This is a genomic window from Pseudomonas sp. V98_8 (assembly GCF_029967975.1).
GTDB classification, from domain to species: domain Bacteria; phylum Pseudomonadota; class Gammaproteobacteria; order Pseudomonadales; family Pseudomonadaceae; genus Aquipseudomonas; species Aquipseudomonas umsongensis.
Window position 1 is genome coordinate 55,421 of the sequence record NZ_JASCAE010000041.1, and the last position, 18,144, is coordinate 73,564.

The window sequence follows — 18,144 nt, forward strand, 5'->3', positions numbered from 1 at the left end:
CTGGCTGAGAAGGAGAGAGAGAAAAATTGAAGAAGAACGTACTTATCATTGGTGCAGGAGGTGTCGCCAAGGTGGTGGCCCACAAGTGCGCGCAGCACAACGACGAGCTCGGTCGTATTGCTATCGCGTCGCGCAACATCTCCAAATGCCAGGCCATCATCGACAGCGTAAAGGCCAAGGGCAGCCTCAAACAGCCCGCTGAAATCAAGGCATTCACCCTCAATGCCCTGGACGTCGAGGCGACCAAGACGCTGATTCGCGAAACCGAATCGCAGATCGTCATCAACGTCGGTTCCGCTTTCCTCAACATGTCGGTGCTGCGTGCCTGCATCGATACCGGCGCGGCCTACCTGGACACCGCCATCCACGAAGAGCCAGGCAAGATCTGCGAGACGCCACCTTGGTATGGCAACTACGAGTGGAAGCACCTCGAGGAATGCCAGCAGAAGAACGTCACCGCCATCCTCGGCGTGGGCTTCGACCCGGGTGTGGTCAATGCCTACGCGGCACTGGCCCAACAACAGTATTTCGACAGCATTGATTCGATCGATATTCTCGACGTCAATGCCGGTTCCCATGGCAAATATTTCGCCACCAATTTCGATCCGGAAATCAATTTCCGCGAGTTCACCGGGCAGGTGTGGAGCTGGCAGGACAGCCAGTGGACCAGCAACACCATGTTCGAAGTCAAGCGCACCGACGACCTGCCGGTAGTCGGTTCGCAGAACCTGTACCTGACCGGTCACGATGAAGTGCACTCGCTGTCGAAGAACCTCGGCGTGCCCAACGTACGTTTCTGGATGAGCTTCGGCGAGCACTACATCAATGTGTTCACCGTGCTCAAGAACCTCGGCCTGCTCTCCGAGCAACCGGTCAAGACCGCCGAAGGCCTGGAAGTCGTGCCGCTCAAGGTGGTCAAGGCCGTGCTGCCTGATCCGAGCTCGCTGGCGCCTGGCTACACCGGCAAGACTTGCATCGGTGACCTGGTCAAGGGCACCAAGGATGGCCAACCGCGCGAAGTGTTCATCTACAACGTTGCGGACCACGAGCAAGCTTTTGCCGAAACCGACAGCCAGGGCATTTCCTATACCGCTGGCGTACCACCGGTGGCTGCAGCCCTGCTGGTAGCCCGTGGCGAGTGGGACGTGCAGCGCATGGTCAACGTCGAGGAGCTGCCAGCCGAGGCATTCCTCAAGGCGCTGGACGTGATGGGCCTGCCGACCCGCATCAAGGACGAGCACGGCGATCGTGCGTGGGACTGCAACGCCTGAGGATAGGGACTTTGTGGGAGCGAGCCTGCTCGCGATGGACTGAAGAGCACTGCGTTTATTCAGTAAACCAGCGTCATCGTCAACGACCATCGCGAGCAGGCTCGCTCCCACATTGGATCAACTGCGCAGATTCGATCAGTGGCGATCCAGCCACACCGTCTGTGCATTGCAGAATTCGCGTACGCCGAAGTGCGAAAGCTCACGGCCGAACCCGCTTTTCTTCACGCCACCGAAGGTCACGCGCGGGTCACTGGCGCAGTAGCCATTGATGAAGACCCCACCGGTTTCCAGTTCGCTGGCCATCTGCTGTGCCTGCTCGACATTGCCGGTATAGACGGTAGCCGCCAGACCGAACTCACTGTCGTTTGCCAGTTCCAGCGCATGCGCTGCGTCACGAGCGGTGATGATCGAAGCGACCGGTCCAAATAGCTCCTGTTTGAATGAAGTCATCTGGTCAGTGACACCCGCCAGCACCGTAGGCTCATAGAAGTTGCCCGGGCCTTGGGCTTTCTTGCCGCCCAGCAACAAGGTCGCGCCTTCCTCCAGGGTGTCGCGCACTTGTTGATCCAGTTCATCGCGCAGATCAAAGCGGGCCATCGGGCCGATGTACGTCTCGGCGGACAGTGGTTCACCGACCACCAGTTTACGCGTGGCGTCGACAAAGCGCCGGGTGAATTCCTCGACTATGCCTTGCTCGATGATCAGCCGCTTGGCGGCCGCACAGACTTGCCCGGTGTTCTGATAGCGACCGATCACGGCCGCCTGGACGGCGTCGTCGAGGTTGGCATCATTGAGCACGATGAATGGATCGGAACCACCCAGTTCCAGCACGCACTTCTTCAGTGCCGCACCCGCCTGGGCGCCGATAGCCATGCCGGCTCGCACACTGCCGGTCAAGGTGACGGCGGCGATGCGTGGGTCGGCGATCGCCTTGGAAACGCCGTCCGGCGTGACGTTGATAACCTCGAAGACGCCTTCGGCGAAGCCCGCCTGCTTGAAGGCGTCCAACAGCAAGTAGGCACTGCCCATTACATTGGGCGCGTGCTTGAGCATATAGGTATTGCCGGCCAGCAGGGTCGGGACCGCACCGCGCAGCACTTGCCAGACCGGGAAGTTCCACGGCATGACCGCGAGGATCGGGCCCAGCGGGCGATATTCGATGCGCGCCTTGTTGCCTTCGACCAGCGTGGGTTCAGCGCTGAGCATGGCCGGCCCGTGTTCGGCATACCAGTCGCAGAGCTGCGCACATTTTTCGATTTCACCGCGGGCCTGGGCGATCGGCTTGCCCATTTCCAGGGTAATCATGGTGGCCATGGCCTGGGCGTTGTCGCGCAATGCCTGGCCAAGGGCAATCAATCGTTGCACGCGTTGTGCAACCGGCTCGCGGCGCCAGGCGCGGAACCCGTTGGCGGAACGCGACAGGGCGGCGTCCATTGCCGCTACGGATTCGAAAGGATAGTGGCCGATCTGTTCACCGGTCGCCGGGTTGATCGAAATGGCGTGGGTAAGGCTGGATATGTGGGTCATGGCACCGTCCTGCGGGGTAAGAATGGGCTCAGGTTACGGTGCTGTATGTTTTCTTGAAACTGAATAATAATGAGCGTCTTGTTCACGTTTGGAGAATGAATTGGACCTGGTTCAGCTCGAGATTTTCAAGGCTGTCGCCGAGCACGGCAGCATCAGCGTCGCCGCGCAGCACATTCATCGGGTGCCTTCGAACCTGACCACGCGGATCAAGCAACTGGAGCAGGACCTGGGTGTCGACCTGTTCATCCGCGAAAAAAGCCGCCTGCGCCTGTCGCCAGCCGGCTGGAGCTTCCTCGACTACGCCCGACGGATTCTCGACCTGGTCCAGGAGGCCCGCGCCACGGTGGCCGGCGAAGAACCCCAGGGTACATTTCCCCTGGGATCGCTGGAGAGCACCGCAGCGGTGCGGATTCCCGAGCTGTTGGCGGCTTATAACCAGCAGTACGCCAAGGTCGAGCTTGACCTGTCCACCGGACCTTCCGGGACCATGATCGACGGGGTGCTGGCGGGCCGCCTGACCGCCGCGTTTGTCGATGGCCCGGTGCTGCACCCGGCGCTGGAAGGCGTACCGGCATTCGAAGAAGAAATGGTACTGATCGCACCGCTCAACCACAGCCCGATCCATCGCGCGCAGGACGTGAACGGCGAAAATATCTACGCCTTCCGCTCCAACTGCTCCTACCGCCATCACTTCGAAAGCTGGTTCGCCAACGACGCGGCAGTGCCGGGCAAGATCTTCGAAATGGAGTCCTACCACGGCATGCTCGCCTGCGTCAGCGCCGGTGCCGGCCTGGCCCTGATGCCGCGCAGCATGCTGCAGAGCATGCCCGGGTGCAGCACGGTCAGCGTCTGGCCATTGTCCGAATCCTTCCGCTACTTGCTCACCTGGCTGGTATGGCGCAGGGGCACGGTGTCGCAGAGCCTGACCATGTTCGTGCGCTTGCTGGAGGAGCGGTGTAAAGCAATGAATTAGTCAAATGGAGGGGAGGGCACGTCGAGGCGCATTCTCAAAAAAATTTGACATATGTTATTTGTGATCACATATTGGACCCATAAGAACGTCCAATGTGAGCCATTACTCATGACAGATCATCCGATCCTCCTGCCCACCATGCGCCAGGTGTCCCGCGATACCCTGCAGGATCAGGTCTACCGCCAGATCCGCGAAGCGCTGATGAGCGGCCGCTTCCAGCCAGGCCAGAAACTGACCATCCGCGGTCTTGCCGAGGCGCTCGGCTCCAGCCCGATGCCGGTGCGGGAAGCACTGAACCGCCTGAGTGCGGAAAACGCCTTCGAAGTCACCGAAACGTCCCGCCTGCGTGTACGCATGATGACCCCCGAACGCCTGCGCGAGATCCGCGATGCCCGGGTTGCGCTCGAAGGCCTGCTGGCCGAGAAAGCGGTCATCCTGCTCAACGACGCCGACCTCAAGGACATCAGCCACCTGTGCGACCAGATGCAGCAAGCCGCCGACAGTGTCGATGTGGCCCGTTACCTGTGGACCAACTTTGCCTTCCACCGACGCATCTATGCAGTTGCCAAAGCCGACCTGACTATCGCGGCAGTGGAGAATTTCTGGCTGCACATGGGCCCCTGCTTTGCGCTGGTAGCACCTGACAAGGCGCACCTTCAGCGCTCGATGGAAGCGCACAACCGCATCGTCGAGGCCTTGGCCGCCCGTGATGGGGCTGCAGCCCGGGCGGCGGTCACCGACGACATCATGCAGGCTGCCGACTCCCTGTCGCGCCTGATCGTCAAGAGCGACCGTTCACGGTCGCCTGTCTCTGGAGTAAAAAAGGCATGAGCGTTCTCGACCGACTGATTCCCTACACCGGCCTGCGTGTTCTGATCTCCGGCGGTGCTGCCGGGATCGGCGAAGTGTTGGCGGCGGCCTACATGGAAGCCGGCGCCAAGGTGCATGTGTGCGATGTAAGCGAAGCGGCCCTTGCCGCGTTCCGCGACCGTTATCCGGACAGCGTCGCCACCCGCGCGGACGTGGGTGACCCGGCGCAGATCGAAGCGGTGTTCAAGGTTCAGCTCGAACATTTCGGTGGCCTCGATGTCCTGGTCAACAACGCCGGGATCGCCGGACCGACTGCCGGAATCGATGCGATCACAGACGAAGAATGGCAGCGCACCATCGACATCAACCTCACTGGCCAGTACCGCTTTGCCCACCACGCCGTGCCGCTGCTCAAGGCGTCACCCAACGCGCACCTGATCCACATCGCCTCGGTGGCCGGCCGCCTGGGTTACGCCTGGCGCACGCCGTACGCGGCGACCAAATGGGCGATCATCGGCCTGATGAAATCCCTGGCATCGGAGCTTGGCGAAAGCGACATCCGCGTCAACGCCTTGCTGCCCGGCATCGTCGAAGGCCCACGCATGGACGGTGTGATTCGTGCCCGCGCTGAACAGATGAACGTGCCTGAAGCCGAGATGCGCGAGGAGTACCTGAAAAAGATCTCGCTCAAACGCATGGTGACTGCCGAGGACGTTGCCGCGATGGCGCTGTTCCTGTGTTCACCGGCCGCACGCAACGTGACCGGCCAGGCCATCAGCGTGGATGGCAACGTCGAGTACCTCTAGGCGCCTCGACCCCCGATCGCAACAACGGCCGGACAACCAGTCCGCGTCGAGTGACCCCGATAACTTTCTCGCCAAGAACAAGAACGGAGAATACTCATGTCCAAAAAACGCCCGATCATCATTACCTGCGCAGTCACCGGTGCTATCCATACGCCGTCGATGTCGCCACACTTGCCGATCACGCCGCAGGAAATCGCCGACGCCGCCATCGGTGCCGCCGAGGCGGGCGCATCGATTGTCCACCTGCATGCGCGCGATCCCATCGATGGCCGGCCCAGCCAGGATGTCGACCTGTTCCGTCAGTTCCTGCCGCAAATCAAGGCCAAGAGTGACGTGGTGATCAACATTACCACCGGCGGCGCGCCAACCATGGGCGTGGAAGAACGCCTGCAGCCCGTGGCGCAGCTCAAGCCAGAGCTGGCGTCGTTGAACATGGGCTCGATGAACTTCGGCCTGTACGAAATGCTCGACCGTTTCACCGAGTTCAAGCACGACTGGGAGCGGCCGTACCTGGCCGAGAGTGACGACCGGATCTTCCGCAATACCTTCCGCGACATCGCCCACATCCTCAATGCCTGCGCCGAGAACCGTACCCGTTTTGAAATTGAATGCTACGACATTGGCCACCTGTACACCGCCGCGCACTTCCTGGAGCGCGGGTTGCTCAAGGCGCCGATCTTCATTCAGTCGGTGTTCGGCCTGCGCGGCGGCATCGGTGGCCATCCTGAAGACCTGGCGCACATGCGCCGCACGGCCGACCGTCTGTTTGGCGATGCTTACCAATGGTCGATCCTGGGCGCCGGTCGCAACCAGATTCCGCTGGGCACCATGGGCCTGTCGATGGGCAGCCATGTGCGGGTCGGCCTTGAGGATTCGCTGTGGGACGGACCGGGCAAACTGGCGGCGTCCAATGCGGATCAGGTCAAGCGCATTCGCACGGTGATCGAAGCCTTGGGCGGGCGCGTGGCGACCCCGGATGAGGCACGGGAAATGCTCGATCTCAAGGGCAAGGACCAGGTCGATTTTTAATATCGCCGCTCTCTGGCTCGGCCTCCATGTCTCGAGCGTCCGCGTTCGAGACTGGCTCATGACAACTCGAAAAGGTTAGTCCGATGACAATAATAAATAAAACCGACGCGCTTTCCGAACCCCGCGATCCGGCGACGCTGAACAAGTTGATGTTCGTCAAACTGATGCCGTTGTTGATAGCGGCGTACGTGCTGAGCTTTCTTGACCGCACCAACATCGCGTTGGCCAAGCATCACCTGGATGTCGACCTGGGCATTTCCGCTGCGGCCTACGGGTTGGGCGCCGGGTTGTTCTTCCTGACCTACGCACTGTCGGAAGTACCCAGCAACCTGATCATGCACAAGGTCGGCGCGCGATTCTGGATTGCACGCATCATGGTCACCTGGGGCCTGCTCTCCGCGGCGATGGCTTTTGTCCAGGGCGAAACGTCGTTCTACGTGCTGCGCCTGTTGCTGGGCATCGCCGAAGCGGGCCTGTTCCCCGGCGTCATGCTGTACCTGACGTACTGGTTTGGCCGGGAGCAACGCGCCCGGGCGACCGGTTACTTCCTGTTGGGTGTGTGTTTTGCCAACATCATCGGCGGGCCATTGGGTGCGGTGCTCATGCAACTGGACGGTGTCTGGGGCTGGCGCGGCTGGCAGTGGATGTTCATGCTCGAAGGCTTGCCGGCCGTGTTCTTCGCCATGGTGGTCTGGAAAAAATTGCCCGATCGTCCAAGCAAGGCGCCTTGGCTGACTGCCACCGAAGCCGAGCAGATCGAGCAGCGCCTGGCAGCTGAGTCGGAGGAGGGCGCAGGCAAAGGTGGCCACTCGTTCAAACAATGCCTCACCCCGCAGATCCTGTTGGCGATCCTGGTCTACTTCTGCCACCAGATCACGATCTACACGGTGATCTTTTTCCTGCCCGGGATCATCGGCAAATACGGCGACCTGAGTACTTTGCAGGTTGGGTTGCTGACTTCCCTGCCTTGGTTGGCGGCGGCGGTGGGCGCCATTGCACTGCCCCGATACGCCTCCACGCCAGCGCGCTCCCGACAAATGCTGGTAGCGGGCTTGCTGACCATGGCCGCGGGACTGGCGATCGCTTCGCTGGCGGGGCCTGTGATCAGCCTGCTGGGCTTCTGCATCTCGGCGGTGATGTTCTTCGTCGTGCAGTCGATCATCTTTCTCTACCCCGCTTCGCGACTCAAGGGCGCAGCGCTCGCCGGAGGATTGGGGTTCGTTAACTCGTGCGGCCTGCTGGGCGGTTTTGTCGGCCCCTCTGTCATGGGATTGATCGAGCAAAGCACGGGCAATGCCATGAATGGCATGAAAATCGTGGCGATTATCCTGGTCGTCGCGGCATTGGCTGCGTTGCGTTTGCGCCAGGGCCATGAGCAACAGCTGGGCAAACAACGGCTGCAAGGCCGGCGTCAGCCTGTGTGAGTGCGCGCTGATAAAAAGGCTCCGCAACAGGGTGGGAAGGATATTTGCTACCTCCCCACCCTAGTTTTCCTCGATGTTATCAATGTGCTTGAAACGTTCGATCAGAAAGTCGATCAGGCAGCGCACTCTCGCTGACAAATGCAGCTGTTGCGGATAGACCGCATACACGTCGGCGCGGGTAGGGGTCTGGTCTTCCAGCACCAGGCGCAAGCGGCCGCTGCGTACATAGCGGGCGATGTCCCATTCGGCCCGCAGCAATATGCCGAAGCCATCCAGCGCCCAGTTCAGCGCCACCTCGCCATCGTTGCAACCCAAGGCGCCATGCACCTTGATGTTTTCCTTGCGCCCGCCGTTGTTGAAGCTCCAGACCCCATAGGGTGATTCGTTCTGGCGGATGAAAATGCAGTTGTGATCCTGCAACTCGGCAAGCTTTCCTGGTGTGCCGTATTTGTCCAGGTAGAGCGGTGAGGCACACAACAGGCGACGGTTGGAGGCGATCTTGCGCGCATGGAAGGCGGCGTCTGGCAGGGTGCCGAAACGTATGCCCAAATCAAATCCGTGAGTCGCCAAGTCAAGTGGGTGGTCGCTGATTTCCAGCTGTATTTCCACCTCCGGGTATTGGGCGAAGAACGCCGCCAGGGCAGGGCCGATATAGCGCCGGCCAAAGCCCAGGGAGGCATTGACCCGGATCAGCCCCTTGGGGGTGGCGCGGCTGCTGCTGACCAACTGCTCAAGCTCGTTGATCTGGGTGAGGATCCGTGCGGCGTGGGAGAAATACAGCTCGCCTTCCGACGTCAGGCTCATCGACCGCGTGGTGCGATTGACCAGGCGTGTGCCGAGCCGTGCTTCCAGGGCGGTCAGGCGTTTGCTCACTGCCGGTGGCGTCACGCCCAGCTCTCGGGCCGTGGCTGCCAGGCTGCCTTTGTTGGCCAGCAGGTAGAAAAAAGACAAATCCAGGGTCTGGTCCATTCGTAACTCAAATTCATCTATGTAGTTATTTTGGGTAACTCACGCTCATTTACTCACTACATATACTCCGCTCACCCCCTGATTGAACACCCCGTTCAGCAGGCACAACAAAAACGTGACGAGAGTGGAGTTAACGATGAGCGCATACAAAATTGCTGCGGTTCCAGGTGACGGTATCGGTGTGGAAGTGATCGCCGCGGGTGTCGAGGTGCTGCAGGCCCTGTCGAAAAAGTCCGGCTTCGAACTGGATTTCAAACACTTCGACTGGAACTCGGACAACTACCTGAAAAACGGTTACTACATCCCGGAAGGCGGGCTGGAAGAACTGAAAACCTTCGACGCGATTTTCTTCGGCGCCGTCGGTGCGCTCAACGTACCTGACCATATTTCCCTGTGGGGCTTGCGCCTGCCGATCTGCCAGGGCTTCGACCAATACGCTAACGTGCGTCCGGCGCGCGTGCTGCCCGGGGTGAAAAGCCCGCTGCACAACGGCGACCAGATCGACTGGGTGGTGGTGCGGGAAAACTCCGAAGGCGAATATTCCGGCAACGGCGGTCGCGTGCACCGGGGCTTGCCGGAAGAAGTCGCCACCGAGGTGTCGGTATTCACCCGTGCCGGGGTGGAGCGCATTCACCGCTTTGCTTTCGAGCTGGCGCAGAGCCGTCCGCGCAAGCACCTGACCATGGTCACCAAGTCCAACGCTCAGCGTCATGGCATGGTGTTGTGGGACGAGATTTTCTTTGAGGTCGCCAAGGACTTCCCTGACGTGAAGATCGACAAGGAACTGGTCGACGCGGTAACCACGCGCATGGTGCTCAAGCCATCGACACTGGATGTGATCGTCGCCACCAACCTGCACGCCGATATCCTCTCCGACCTGGCCGCCGCGCTGTCCGGCAGTTTGGGTATCGCGCCGACCGCCAACCTCAACCCGTCGCGCAGATTTCCTTCGATGTTCGAACCGATCCACGGCTCGGCCTTCGACATCACCGGCAAGGGTGTCGCCAACCCGATCGCGACATTCTGGACAGCGGCGATGATGCTCGAACACCTCGGTGAGCCAGCCGCGGCCAAGCAGTTGATGTCGGCCATCGAAGCCGTGACTGAAAGCGGCCTGCATACCCCGGATCTGGGCGGTAACGCCACCACCCGGCAGATCACCGAGGCCATCATCGCCTTGATCAACCGCTGATAGTTTCCAGCGATTCAAACGAGTACTGCGGCACAACGCCGAGGGGCGGATCACCGGTCCGGCTCCTTGGCATTTCCTGACAACAATAAAAAATCAGGGCCCTGTCATGAAAAGAATATTTGGCAAACTCTACGTACAAGTGCTCATCGCCGTCATTCTCGGCGCGATCGTCGGGGTGTTCATGCCCGAGACCGGTACTGCGCTCAAGCCCTTGGGCGACGCGTTCATCAAGCTGATCAAGATGCTCCTGGCCCCGGTGATCTTCCTGACCGTGGTCACCGGCATCGCCAAGATGGAAAACATGAAGGAACTGGGGCGCGTCGGGTTTCGCGCGTTGATTTACTTCGAAGTGGTTTCCACCCTGGCCCTGGTGGTCGGCCTGGTGGTGGTGGATGTCTTCAAACCTGGTGCCGGCATGAACATCGACGTCGCCACGCTCGACACTTCAAGCCTCGCCACCTACACCTCCGCGGTCAAGCATGCATCGTTCATGGACTTCATCATGAACATCATCCCCGACACCATCGTCGACGCCTTTGCCAAGGGCAATGTCCTGCAGATCCTGTTGTTTTCGATACTGCTCGGTGTAGCGCTGGCGTATGTGGGGCCACGTGGCAAGGTATTTGTCGACACGCTCGATAGCCTGATGCAGGGCATGTTCCGCATTGTCAACATGGTCATGCGCCTGGCCCCGATCGGTGCATTCGGTGCCATCGCATTCACCATCGGCAAGTACGGCTTCGGCTCGCTGTTCTCCCTTGGCAAACTGATGGCCTGCGTCTACCTGACCTGCGCGGTATTCGTGATCTTTGTCCTGGGGCCGATCTGCCGCTACAGCGGTTTCAGCCTGTGGAAGTTCCTGAAGTTCATCAAGGAAGAGCTGTTTACCGTGCTCGGCACCAGCTCTTCGGAATCGGTGTTGCCGCAGATGATTGCCAAGATGGAAAAGGCCGGCGTTTCCAAGCCCGTGGCCGGGATGATCATCCCCTCGGGCTTGACCTTCAACCCCGACGGCCAGGCGATTTACTACACCATTGCCGCAATCTTCATTGCCCAGGCGACCAACACGCCACTGACCCTGACCGATCAGTTGATCGTGCTGGCGGTGTTGATGTTCACCTCCAAGGGCTCGGCGGGCGTCACCGGCTCCGGCTTCATCATTCTGGCGGCAACGCTTTCGTCCCTGGGCACCATTCCTGTGGCGGGCATGGTGCTGCTGCTGGGGGTCGACCGATTCATGTCGGAAGCGCGTGCGATCACCAACACCATCGGCAATGGCGTGGGCACCATGGCGATCGCCAAATGGGTCGGAGCGCTGGATACGGTAAAAATGCACAAGGCCCTCAATGGCGACGCCGAAGACAAAGTGCCCGAGGCCGTGCCGCCAGAGAGTGCCGCCGTGGCGCCCTCGTTAGCCATCAACCCTTTGCGAGGGAATTTGCAGAAAACCACGAGGGCCTGAGGGGGCAGGGCGCTGAAGGTCGAGGTTCAGCGCCCTGGCAGTTTTTTGTCATCTTCAGACTTCGTTAAGAAATCCCTTTGATACTTCTCTCAATTGATCCGGGGGAGGTGTTTTCCAATGTCCGAATTCAACTGGAATGTGCAGTTGCCGCTGTATTTCGGCCAAGCCGAAACACCGCCAATGAGTCTCCTCAGGGCTTTGCCCGGCGACGAGCAGCGGAGCGTCTTCGAAAGCTTCATCCAGCAACGTTTTCGCAAGGCCCACGGCGCCGACATCCGTCATTTCATGCCAGAGCTGTTTGGCATGAACGATGCTTGCGGTACCTTGTGCGCAGTGGCTGGCGTGCGACTGGCAGGCACACACCCGTTGTTTCTGGAGGGTTATCTGGACGAGCCGATCGATCCGCTGATCAGTGCCACGGCGGACCGCACCGTGGAGCGATCCGCCATCGTCGAAGTCGGTAATCTGGCGGCCGCCGATACAGGCAGCGCGCGCATGAGCATCATCGCGTTGACCTACGTGCTGGCCATGGGTGGCCTGGAGTGGGTGGCGTTCACCGGCAATATTGGCCTGGTGAACAGCTTCCATCGCCTGGGTTTGAAGCCGGTGACACTGTGTGCCGCCGATCCTGCGCGCTTGGGCGAGGAGCGCCATGCCTGGGGCAGTTACTACGAAAGCAAACCCTGGGTCCACGTTGGCAATATCCGCAGTGGGTTCATTCATTTACGCAACATAGGTCTGTTCAGTCGACTGGGTTTGCCTTCGTCCATCGAGGGGTGTTGCCATGTCGCCTGAAGTGGAGCGTTTCAAACGGACACTGCGCGATCATGCCGCCCGCAAGGGCGATGACATTGCCTTGTGGGGCGATCAGTTGAAACTGGACTACGCCACCCTGTACGCCGAAGTGATCGAGCGCCAGCAACGACTGCGCGATGAACACATCAAGGTGCTCGCCCTGGCGTTGGACAACGGTGTCGAGGCGATGCTCTGGGACCTGGCCGCGTTGTTCGAAGGCTTGACGTGTGTCGCCTTACCGCCTTTCTTCAGCCCGGCGCAGCGCAGTCATTGCCTGGAACAAAGCCAGGCCGAAATAGTGATCGCTGAGCCGCACCAGACAGCCGAACTGCAAGCAGGCGGCTATGAAAAATCCGGCGAGTTCTGGCGCCGTACCTTCAGTGGCTCGAACCGGATGCCCGAAGGCACCGCCAAACTGACGTTTACCTCCGGCACCACGGGGACACCCAAAGGCGTGTGCCTGAGTGCCGACAGCATTCTGCAAGTCGCCCGCGAACTGGATCAGGCCAGTCGAAGCTGCCATCCGCAGCATCATCTGGCGCTGTTGCCGCTCGCCATTTTGCTGGAGAACATCGGTTGTTATGCCGCGTTGTATGCCGGCGCGACCTTGAGCCTGCCCAGCCAGAAAACCCTCGGGATCCAGGGGGCCAGTGGCGTGGATGTGCCGCAACTGCTGGCGTGCCTGGCGAAACGATCGCCCCAGAGCCTGATCCTGGTGCCGCAGTTGCTGCTGATGCTGGTCGGCGCGGCCGAGCAGAAAGCCTTCGACCCGCAGCACCTGCGTTTTGCCGCCGTGGGTGGCGCCCGGGTTTGCGAAGATCTGTTGCATCGAGCCCAACGTGCAGGCGTGCCGGCTTACGAGGGGTACGGATTGTCGGAATGTGCGTCGGTGGTGTGCCTCAATACACCGCAAGCCTGCCGTCCTGGCAGTGTCGGCCGCCCCTTGCCCCATGTGCAGGTTCGCCTGGCCGACGACGGCGAAGTGCTGATCAAGGGCTCGACCCTGCTGGGTTACCTGGGGGAGGCGCCGCATGCTGATGAGTGGTGGCCCAGCGGTGACCTCGGTGAGTTCGACGAGGAGGGATTCCTCTACCTCAAGGGCCGCAAGAAACATCAGTTCGTCACCAGTTTCGGGCGCAACGTCAACCCCGAGTGGGTCGAAGCCGAACTGACCCAGCGCCGTCATATCGCCCAGGCCTTCGTCCATGGCGAAGCCCTGCCGGGCAACCATGCATTGCTCTGGCCGCACCGTGCGGACTGCACGGACGAGCAATTGGCCGCCGCCGTGGCCGAGGCCAACGAGGCCTTGCCCGATTACGCCCGGGTCCAGCACTGGACCCGTCTGGAACAACCCTTCACCGTTACAAATGGCCTGCTGACAGCCAACGGTCGACCACGCCGCGACGCCATCGTCGAGCGATACCGGGCGCAGCTGACTGAGTCGGTACTATTCGAGGAACCCGCATCATGAGCTTTTTCGACACCCTGCAAGAGGCCACCCACCAGGAGCGCAGTACGCTGTTCAATCTGCCAATCATCGTCGATGCCCTCGAAGGCAAGGTCAGCCTGGAGAGCTACCGGGCCTTTCTGGCCCAGGCTTACTACCACGTGCGCCATACCGTGCCGTTGATGATGGCCTGCGGTGCACGCCTGCCGTCACGCCTGGAGTGGCTGCGCGAAGCCGTGTGCGAGTACATCGAGGATGAATACGGTCACGAACAATGGGTACTCGATGACATTCAGGCCTGTGGCGGCGACAAGGAGGCGGTGCGCGGCGGCCAGCCGTCGTTGGCCATCGAGCTGATGGTCAGCTTTCTTTACGACCTGATTGCCCGGGGTAACCCGGTGGGGCTGTTCGGCATGGTCAATGTGCTGGAAGGCACCAGCATCGCCCTGGCCACCCATGCCGCTGGCAGCATTCGAGAACGTCTGGCCCTGCCGCAAAGCGCCTTCAGCTACCTCGATTCCCATGGGTCGCTGGACATCGAGCATATGCAGACCTACCGGCGACTGATGAACAAACTGGACGACCCTGGCGATCAGGCCGCCGTCATTCACGCCTCCAAAGTGGTGTACCGGCTTTACGCCGACATGTTCCGCGGCCTGCCACACGACGGGGAGAACCCGCATGCGCCTGTCTGAGACTCGCGTGGTACTGACCGGTGCCAGCGGCGGCATTGGTCTGGCGATCACCACCGCGCTGTGCGCCAGTGGCGCCACGGTGCTGGCCGTGGCCCGGCATCGGGAGGCGCTGGAGCCCTTGCTCGAACGCTACCGGGAAAGGCTGTTCTGGGTGGGCGCCGACCTGACATTGCAGGCCGACCGGCGCAAGGTGCTGGCCGCCGCCGAAGTCTTGGGTGGGATCAACCTGCTGATCAATGCGGCCGGGGTCAACCACTTCGCCATGCTCGAACAGCTCGAAGACAGCGAAATCAACGCGATGCTGGCGGTGAACATCAGCGCGCCAATCTGCCTGACCAAAACCTTGCTGCCACTGCTCAAGCAGGCGGACAGCGCCATGGTGGTGAACGTCGGCTCGACCTATGGCTCGATCGGCTATGCCGGTTACGCCAGTTATTGCGCGAGCAAATTCGCCCTGCGCGGGTTTTCCGAAGCCCTGCGCCGGGAATTGGCGGACACCCGGGTCGGTGTGTTGTACGTCGCACCGCGCGCCACCCATACAAGCATGAACAGCCCGGCGGCGCAGGCCTTGAATGACGCACTCAAATCCAGCGTCGATGACCCGCAAACCGTCGCCTCGGCGGTCATCCACGCCATTGCCGGCGACCGCCGCGACCTGTATCTGGGCTGGCCGGAGCGATTCTTCGTGCGCCTCAACAGCCTGTTGCCCAACCTGGTGGATCGGGGTCTGCGCAAGCAATTGCCGCTGATTCGCCGCCTGAGTCAAAAGCCAGACAACGAGAACCTCGAGCCATGAAAAAATTTGCCGCGTATTTACTGTTGGGCGCCTTGAGCCAGAGCGTCTGGGCCCTGGACGCCGCCGACCAGCAACGTCTCAATGGCATCCAGCAGAGCTGGGCGCATATTCAGTACGAGTTGCCAGAGGAGCAACGCACCGCCGCCTTCGAAAAGCTCGCCACCCAGGCGGCAGCGTTTACCCAGGAGCGCCAATCGGTGGCTGAGGCCTGGATCTGGTCCGGCATCGTCACCAGCAGTTGGGCCGGCGCCCAAGGGGGGCTCGGAGCCCTTGGCAAGGTCAAGGACGCGAAGCAATATCTGGAAAAAGCCCTGACCCTGGACCCCAAGGCCTTGCAAGGTTCGGCCTACACCAGTCTCGGCGCGTTGTATGATCGTGTGCCAGGCTGGCCCATCGGTTTCGGTGACTCGGACAAAGCCGAGCAATTGCTCAAGGTCGCTTTGCAGATGAACCCCAATGGCATCGACAGCCTGTACTTTTGGGGTGATCACCTCTACCGTCAAAAGCGCTACGCTGAGGCCAAGGCAGCGTTGCAAAAGGCCCTGTTGGCCGCCCCTCGGCCCGGGCGGGAAACCGCCGATGCCGGGCGTCGCAAAGAGATCGAAACACTGCTGGTGGATGTGAACAAGAAACTCGGCTGACAGGAGTCCGCGTGCGTTTACTACTGATTGAAGATGACGTGGCCCTCGGTGAAGGCATTCATCAAGCCCTGGAGCGCGAAGGCTATACCGTCGACTGGTTGCGCGATGGCAGCAGCGCCTTGCATGCATTGCTCAGCGAAACCTTTGACCTGGCATTGCTTGACCTTGGCCTGCCGCGCATGGACGGGCTCGAAGTGCTGCGGCGCCTGCGCGACAGCGGTTCGAACCTGCCAGTGCTGATTCTCACGGCCCGGGATGCCACCGAAGACCGCATAGCCGGGCTCGACGCCGGGGCTGACGATTACCTGATCAAACCTTTCGATTTGGCCGAACTCAAGGCGCGCCTGCGGGCGCTGTTGCGGCGCAGTGCCGGGCGCGCACAGGCGTTGATCGAGCACGCTGGCATCCGGCTCAACCCTGGCACCCAGCAAGTCAGCTACCAGGGCGAACCGGTGGCGCTCACGCCCAAGGAGTATCAACTGTTGCATGAACTCCTTTCGCCCCCGGGCCGGATCATGACCCGCGACCATTTGATGCAGTTGCTCTACGGCTGGAACGAAGAGGCTGAAAGCAACACCCTGGAAGTGCACATCCATCACCTGCGCAAGAAATTCTCCACCGACCTGATCCGTACCGTTCGCGGCGTCGGTTATCTGGTGGAGGAGCGTCGGTGACGTCGATCCGCCGTCGTACCCTGACGTTGATCATTGGCCTGATGCTCGTGGGCCTGGGTGTGATCAGCGCCTTGAACCTGCACGATAGCCAACACGAAATTGCCGAAGTCTACGACGCCCAACTCGCGCAAAATGCGCGATTGCTGCAAGGCGTGTTCCGCATGCCACTGGCCAGCAAGGAACACGCCGAGTTGTACCAGGCGTTCAACGAATCCCTGGGCGAAGCGGTGCCCAGGGGAGACGGACATCCCTATGAAAGAAAAATTGCCTTCCAGGTCTGGAATCCCCAGGGCGAAGTGCTGGTGCACACCGCCAGCGCTCCCTCTTTCACTGCTGTCCCCACCACACCCGGCTTTAGCGATGTGGTGGACCTGAATAACCGCCACTGGCGCGCGTTCCTGCTGGAAGACAAGCAGAATCACCTGCGGATCTGGGTCGGTGAGCGGGACGATGTGCGGGCGGACCTGGTCGACCGTATCGTGCGTCATACCCTTTGGCCTAACGTGTTGGGCAGCCTGTTGCTTGCGGTGATGGTCTGGCTGGCCATCGGCTGGGGTCTCAAGCCGCTGGCAGATATGGCGGCGACCCTGCGCGCACGGCACAGCGGATCATTGGAGCCTTTGCACCTGTCGCCACTGCCCAGCGAACTGGAGCCCATGCAAGCGGCGCTCAACCGCGTGCTCGCGCAGATTCAGGAAGTACTGGGGCGTGAACGACGGTTCATCGCAGACGCCGCCCACGAAATGCGTACGCCGCTGGCGGTGCTGAGGGTGCATGCCCAGAACTTGATGGAGGCGGGGAGCGAGGAGGAGCGCCGCACATCGCTGGAACACCTGATCGCCGGCGTGGACCGTACCAGCCGACTGGTCAACCAATTGCTCACGATGGCGCGCATCGAACCCCAGGCAGCCATTCGACCGCCGGAATACATTGACCTGGCGGCCACGGTTCGCGACAGCCTGATTCAGCTGACGCCCTGGTTGTTGGGCAAAAACCTGGAACTGGTGTTCGATGTCAGCGGCGACGTCAGCCAGGTCAGAGTCGATCCCGCTGCCATCGATATTGCATTGAACAATCTGGTGACCAATGCGGCGAACTTCTCCCCTGTGCACGGGGTGATCAGCGTAAGGCTGGCCGAAACAGAACAGGGCTATGAATTGTCCGTGGAGGACGAGGGGCCGGGGATCAATGAAGAGGACCGTGAGCGGCTGTTCGAACGATTCTACAGCCGGGCAAATGACCAGGGCGCAGGCTTGGGCCTGACCATCGTTCGGGCCATCGCGGATCGCCTGGGCGGGCAGGTCAAACTGGAGAATCGTTTAGAGGGAGGATTGCGCGCTTCGTTGGAAATTCGGCGTTTTTGACCTTGCCATGGACATGACGCAAAGTGCCCAGGTTACTCAGAAGAGCAACACGCAAAAAATGCTTTGCCCCACCACTCGGTGCCTCGCTAAGGCTCGGCATGCGCGCAAATCTGACGCCAAAGCGAGGCGGCCTTAAAGCCGACCTGACTTTTTCAGATATCCGCAATCCACTGTGGGAGTGAGCCTGCTCGCGAAAAATGTCCAGACAACGCGTTCATCCAGAAAGGGCGCGTTATCGTTGACGCCCATCGCGAGCAGGCTCGCTCCCA

17 protein-coding genes are annotated in these 18,144 nt (G+C 60.9%); 15 read left to right on the top strand and 2 right to left on the bottom strand.

Translation table 11 applies throughout. From position 1 onward, the window contains the following. Positions 1-26: 26 nt before the first annotated feature. Positions 27-1,271, top strand: a complete 1,245-nt coding sequence (locus QLG10_RS11995; RefSeq protein WP_020801089.1) for a saccharopine dehydrogenase family protein — start codon at positions 27-29, stop codon at positions 1,269-1,271. Between the two features lie 135 nt (positions 1,272-1,406). Here QLG10_RS11995 and QLG10_RS12000 read toward each other — a convergent pair whose 3' ends face one another. Beyond that, the gene (locus QLG10_RS12000; RefSeq protein ID WP_282487393.1) at positions 1,407-2,798 is read right to left on the bottom strand and encodes an aldehyde dehydrogenase family protein; all 1,392 of its coding nucleotides are present in this window, start codon (positions 2,796-2,798) and stop codon (positions 1,407-1,409) included. A 100-nt stretch (positions 2,799-2,898) separates the two neighbouring features. Between QLG10_RS12000 and QLG10_RS12005 the strand changes: the two genes are divergently transcribed. The 5 genes from QLG10_RS12005 (at position 2,899) to QLG10_RS12025 (ending at position 7,840) form a co-directional block, all read left to right on the top strand. Next, complete coding sequence (locus tag QLG10_RS12005) at positions 2,899-3,771, top strand: LysR family transcriptional regulator (protein WP_282487394.1); 873 nt, start codon at positions 2,899-2,901, stop codon at positions 3,769-3,771. Between the two features lie 108 nt (positions 3,772-3,879). Continuing rightward, on the top strand, positions 3,880-4,602 hold the full coding sequence (locus QLG10_RS12010; RefSeq protein WP_110751308.1) for a GntR family transcriptional regulator: 723 nt from the start codon (positions 3,880-3,882) through the stop codon (positions 4,600-4,602). Further along, positions 4,599-5,387, top strand: a complete 789-nt coding sequence (locus tag QLG10_RS12015) for an SDR family oxidoreductase (RefSeq protein WP_188264032.1) — start codon at positions 4,599-4,601, stop codon at positions 5,385-5,387. The genes QLG10_RS12010 and QLG10_RS12015 overlap by 4 nt, the downstream gene beginning before the upstream one ends. Before the next feature lie 96 nt (positions 5,388-5,483). After that, complete coding sequence (locus QLG10_RS12020) at positions 5,484-6,416, top strand: 3-keto-5-aminohexanoate cleavage protein (protein WP_248677168.1); 933 nt, start codon at positions 5,484-5,486, stop codon at positions 6,414-6,416. 83 nt (positions 6,417-6,499) lie between these two features. Next, positions 6,500-7,840 (top strand): MFS transporter, encoded by a 1,341-nt coding sequence (locus QLG10_RS12025; protein WP_110751313.1) that lies wholly within the window; start codon positions 6,500-6,502, stop codon positions 7,838-7,840. 60 nt (positions 7,841-7,900) lie between these two features. Here the strand turns inward: QLG10_RS12025 and QLG10_RS12030 are convergent, their stop codons facing one another. Then, entirely contained in the window at positions 7,901-8,809 is a 909-nt protein-coding gene (locus QLG10_RS12030) for a LysR family transcriptional regulator (protein WP_110751315.1), read from the bottom strand. 136 nt (positions 8,810-8,945) lie between these two features. Here QLG10_RS12030 and QLG10_RS12035 point away from each other — a divergent pair, with 136 nt between their 5' ends. From QLG10_RS12035 to QLG10_RS12075, 9 genes are all read left to right on the top strand, one after another. Continuing rightward, positions 8,946-10,001, top strand: a complete 1,056-nt coding sequence (locus QLG10_RS12035; protein ID WP_110751317.1) for a tartrate dehydrogenase — start codon at positions 8,946-8,948, stop codon at positions 9,999-10,001. Positions 10,002-10,107: 106 nt separating this feature from the next. Beyond that, positions 10,108-11,463: a dicarboxylate/amino acid:cation symporter gene (locus QLG10_RS12040; RefSeq protein WP_110751319.1), complete on the top strand. Its 1,356-nt coding sequence runs from the start codon at positions 10,108-10,110 to the stop codon at positions 11,461-11,463. Positions 11,464-11,580: 117 nt separating this feature from the next. Continuing rightward, entirely contained in the window at positions 11,581-12,258 is a 678-nt protein-coding gene (locus QLG10_RS12045; protein WP_282487395.1) for a thermostable hemolysin, read from the top strand. Continuing rightward, on the top strand, positions 12,248-13,729 hold the full coding sequence (locus tag QLG10_RS12050) for an AMP-binding protein (RefSeq protein WP_282487396.1): 1,482 nt from the start codon (positions 12,248-12,250) through the stop codon (positions 13,727-13,729). The genes QLG10_RS12045 and QLG10_RS12050 overlap by 11 nt, the downstream gene beginning before the upstream one ends. Continuing rightward, positions 13,726-14,400: an iron-containing redox enzyme family protein gene (locus QLG10_RS12055; protein ID WP_033043748.1), complete on the top strand. Its 675-nt coding sequence runs from the start codon at positions 13,726-13,728 to the stop codon at positions 14,398-14,400. The genes QLG10_RS12050 and QLG10_RS12055 overlap by 4 nt, the downstream gene beginning before the upstream one ends. Continuing rightward, positions 14,387-15,196, top strand: a complete 810-nt coding sequence (locus tag QLG10_RS12060; RefSeq protein WP_110751325.1) for an SDR family oxidoreductase — start codon at positions 14,387-14,389, stop codon at positions 15,194-15,196. Before QLG10_RS12055 ends, QLG10_RS12060 begins: the two co-directional genes overlap by 14 nt. Beyond that, positions 15,193-15,837: a tetratricopeptide repeat protein gene (locus tag QLG10_RS12065; RefSeq protein ID WP_110751327.1), complete on the top strand. Its 645-nt coding sequence runs from the start codon at positions 15,193-15,195 to the stop codon at positions 15,835-15,837. Before QLG10_RS12060 ends, QLG10_RS12065 begins: the two co-directional genes overlap by 4 nt. Before the next feature lie 11 nt (positions 15,838-15,848). Next, on the top strand, positions 15,849-16,511 hold the full coding sequence (locus QLG10_RS12070) for a response regulator (protein WP_110751329.1): 663 nt from the start codon (positions 15,849-15,851) through the stop codon (positions 16,509-16,511). Next, on the top strand, positions 16,508-17,875 hold the full coding sequence (locus tag QLG10_RS12075) for an ATP-binding protein (protein ID WP_110751331.1): 1,368 nt from the start codon (positions 16,508-16,510) through the stop codon (positions 17,873-17,875). The genes QLG10_RS12070 and QLG10_RS12075 overlap by 4 nt, the downstream gene beginning before the upstream one ends. Positions 17,876-18,144 lie beyond the last annotated feature (269 nt).

Excerpts from the sequence above, each read along its gene's own strand:
- QLG10_RS12065 (WP_110751327.1), top strand. The coding sequence starts at position 15,193 with ATGAAAAAATTTGCCGCGTATTTACTGTTGGGCGCCTTGAGCCAGAGC.
- QLG10_RS12040 (WP_110751319.1), top strand. The coding sequence starts at position 10,108 with ATGAAAAGAATATTTGGCAAACTCTACGTACAAGTGCTCATCGCCGTC.
- QLG10_RS12030 (WP_110751315.1), bottom strand. The coding sequence starts at position 8,809 with ATGGACCAGACCCTGGATTTGTCTTTTTTCTACCTGCTGGCCAACAAA.
- QLG10_RS12000 (WP_282487393.1), bottom strand. The coding sequence starts at position 2,798 with ATGACCCACATATCCAGCCTTACCCACGCCATTTCGATCAACCCGGCG.
- QLG10_RS12055 (WP_033043748.1), top strand. The coding sequence starts at position 13,726 with ATGAGCTTTTTCGACACCCTGCAAGAGGCCACCCACCAGGAGCGCAGT.
- QLG10_RS12020 (WP_248677168.1), top strand. The coding sequence starts at position 5,484 with ATGTCCAAAAAACGCCCGATCATCATTACCTGCGCAGTCACCGGTGCT.
- QLG10_RS12025 (WP_110751313.1), top strand. The coding sequence starts at position 6,500 with ATGACAATAATAAATAAAACCGACGCGCTTTCCGAACCCCGCGATCCG.
- QLG10_RS12035 (WP_110751317.1), top strand. The coding sequence starts at position 8,946 with ATGAGCGCATACAAAATTGCTGCGGTTCCAGGTGACGGTATCGGTGTG.
- QLG10_RS12060 (WP_110751325.1), top strand. The coding sequence starts at position 14,387 with ATGCGCCTGTCTGAGACTCGCGTGGTACTGACCGGTGCCAGCGGCGGC.
- QLG10_RS12015 (WP_188264032.1), top strand. The coding sequence starts at position 4,599 with ATGAGCGTTCTCGACCGACTGATTCCCTACACCGGCCTGCGTGTTCTG.
- QLG10_RS12010 (WP_110751308.1), top strand. The coding sequence starts at position 3,880 with ATGACAGATCATCCGATCCTCCTGCCCACCATGCGCCAGGTGTCCCGC.
- QLG10_RS12045 (WP_282487395.1), top strand. The coding sequence starts at position 11,581 with ATGTCCGAATTCAACTGGAATGTGCAGTTGCCGCTGTATTTCGGCCAA.
- QLG10_RS12050 (WP_282487396.1), top strand. The coding sequence starts at position 12,248 with ATGTCGCCTGAAGTGGAGCGTTTCAAACGGACACTGCGCGATCATGCC.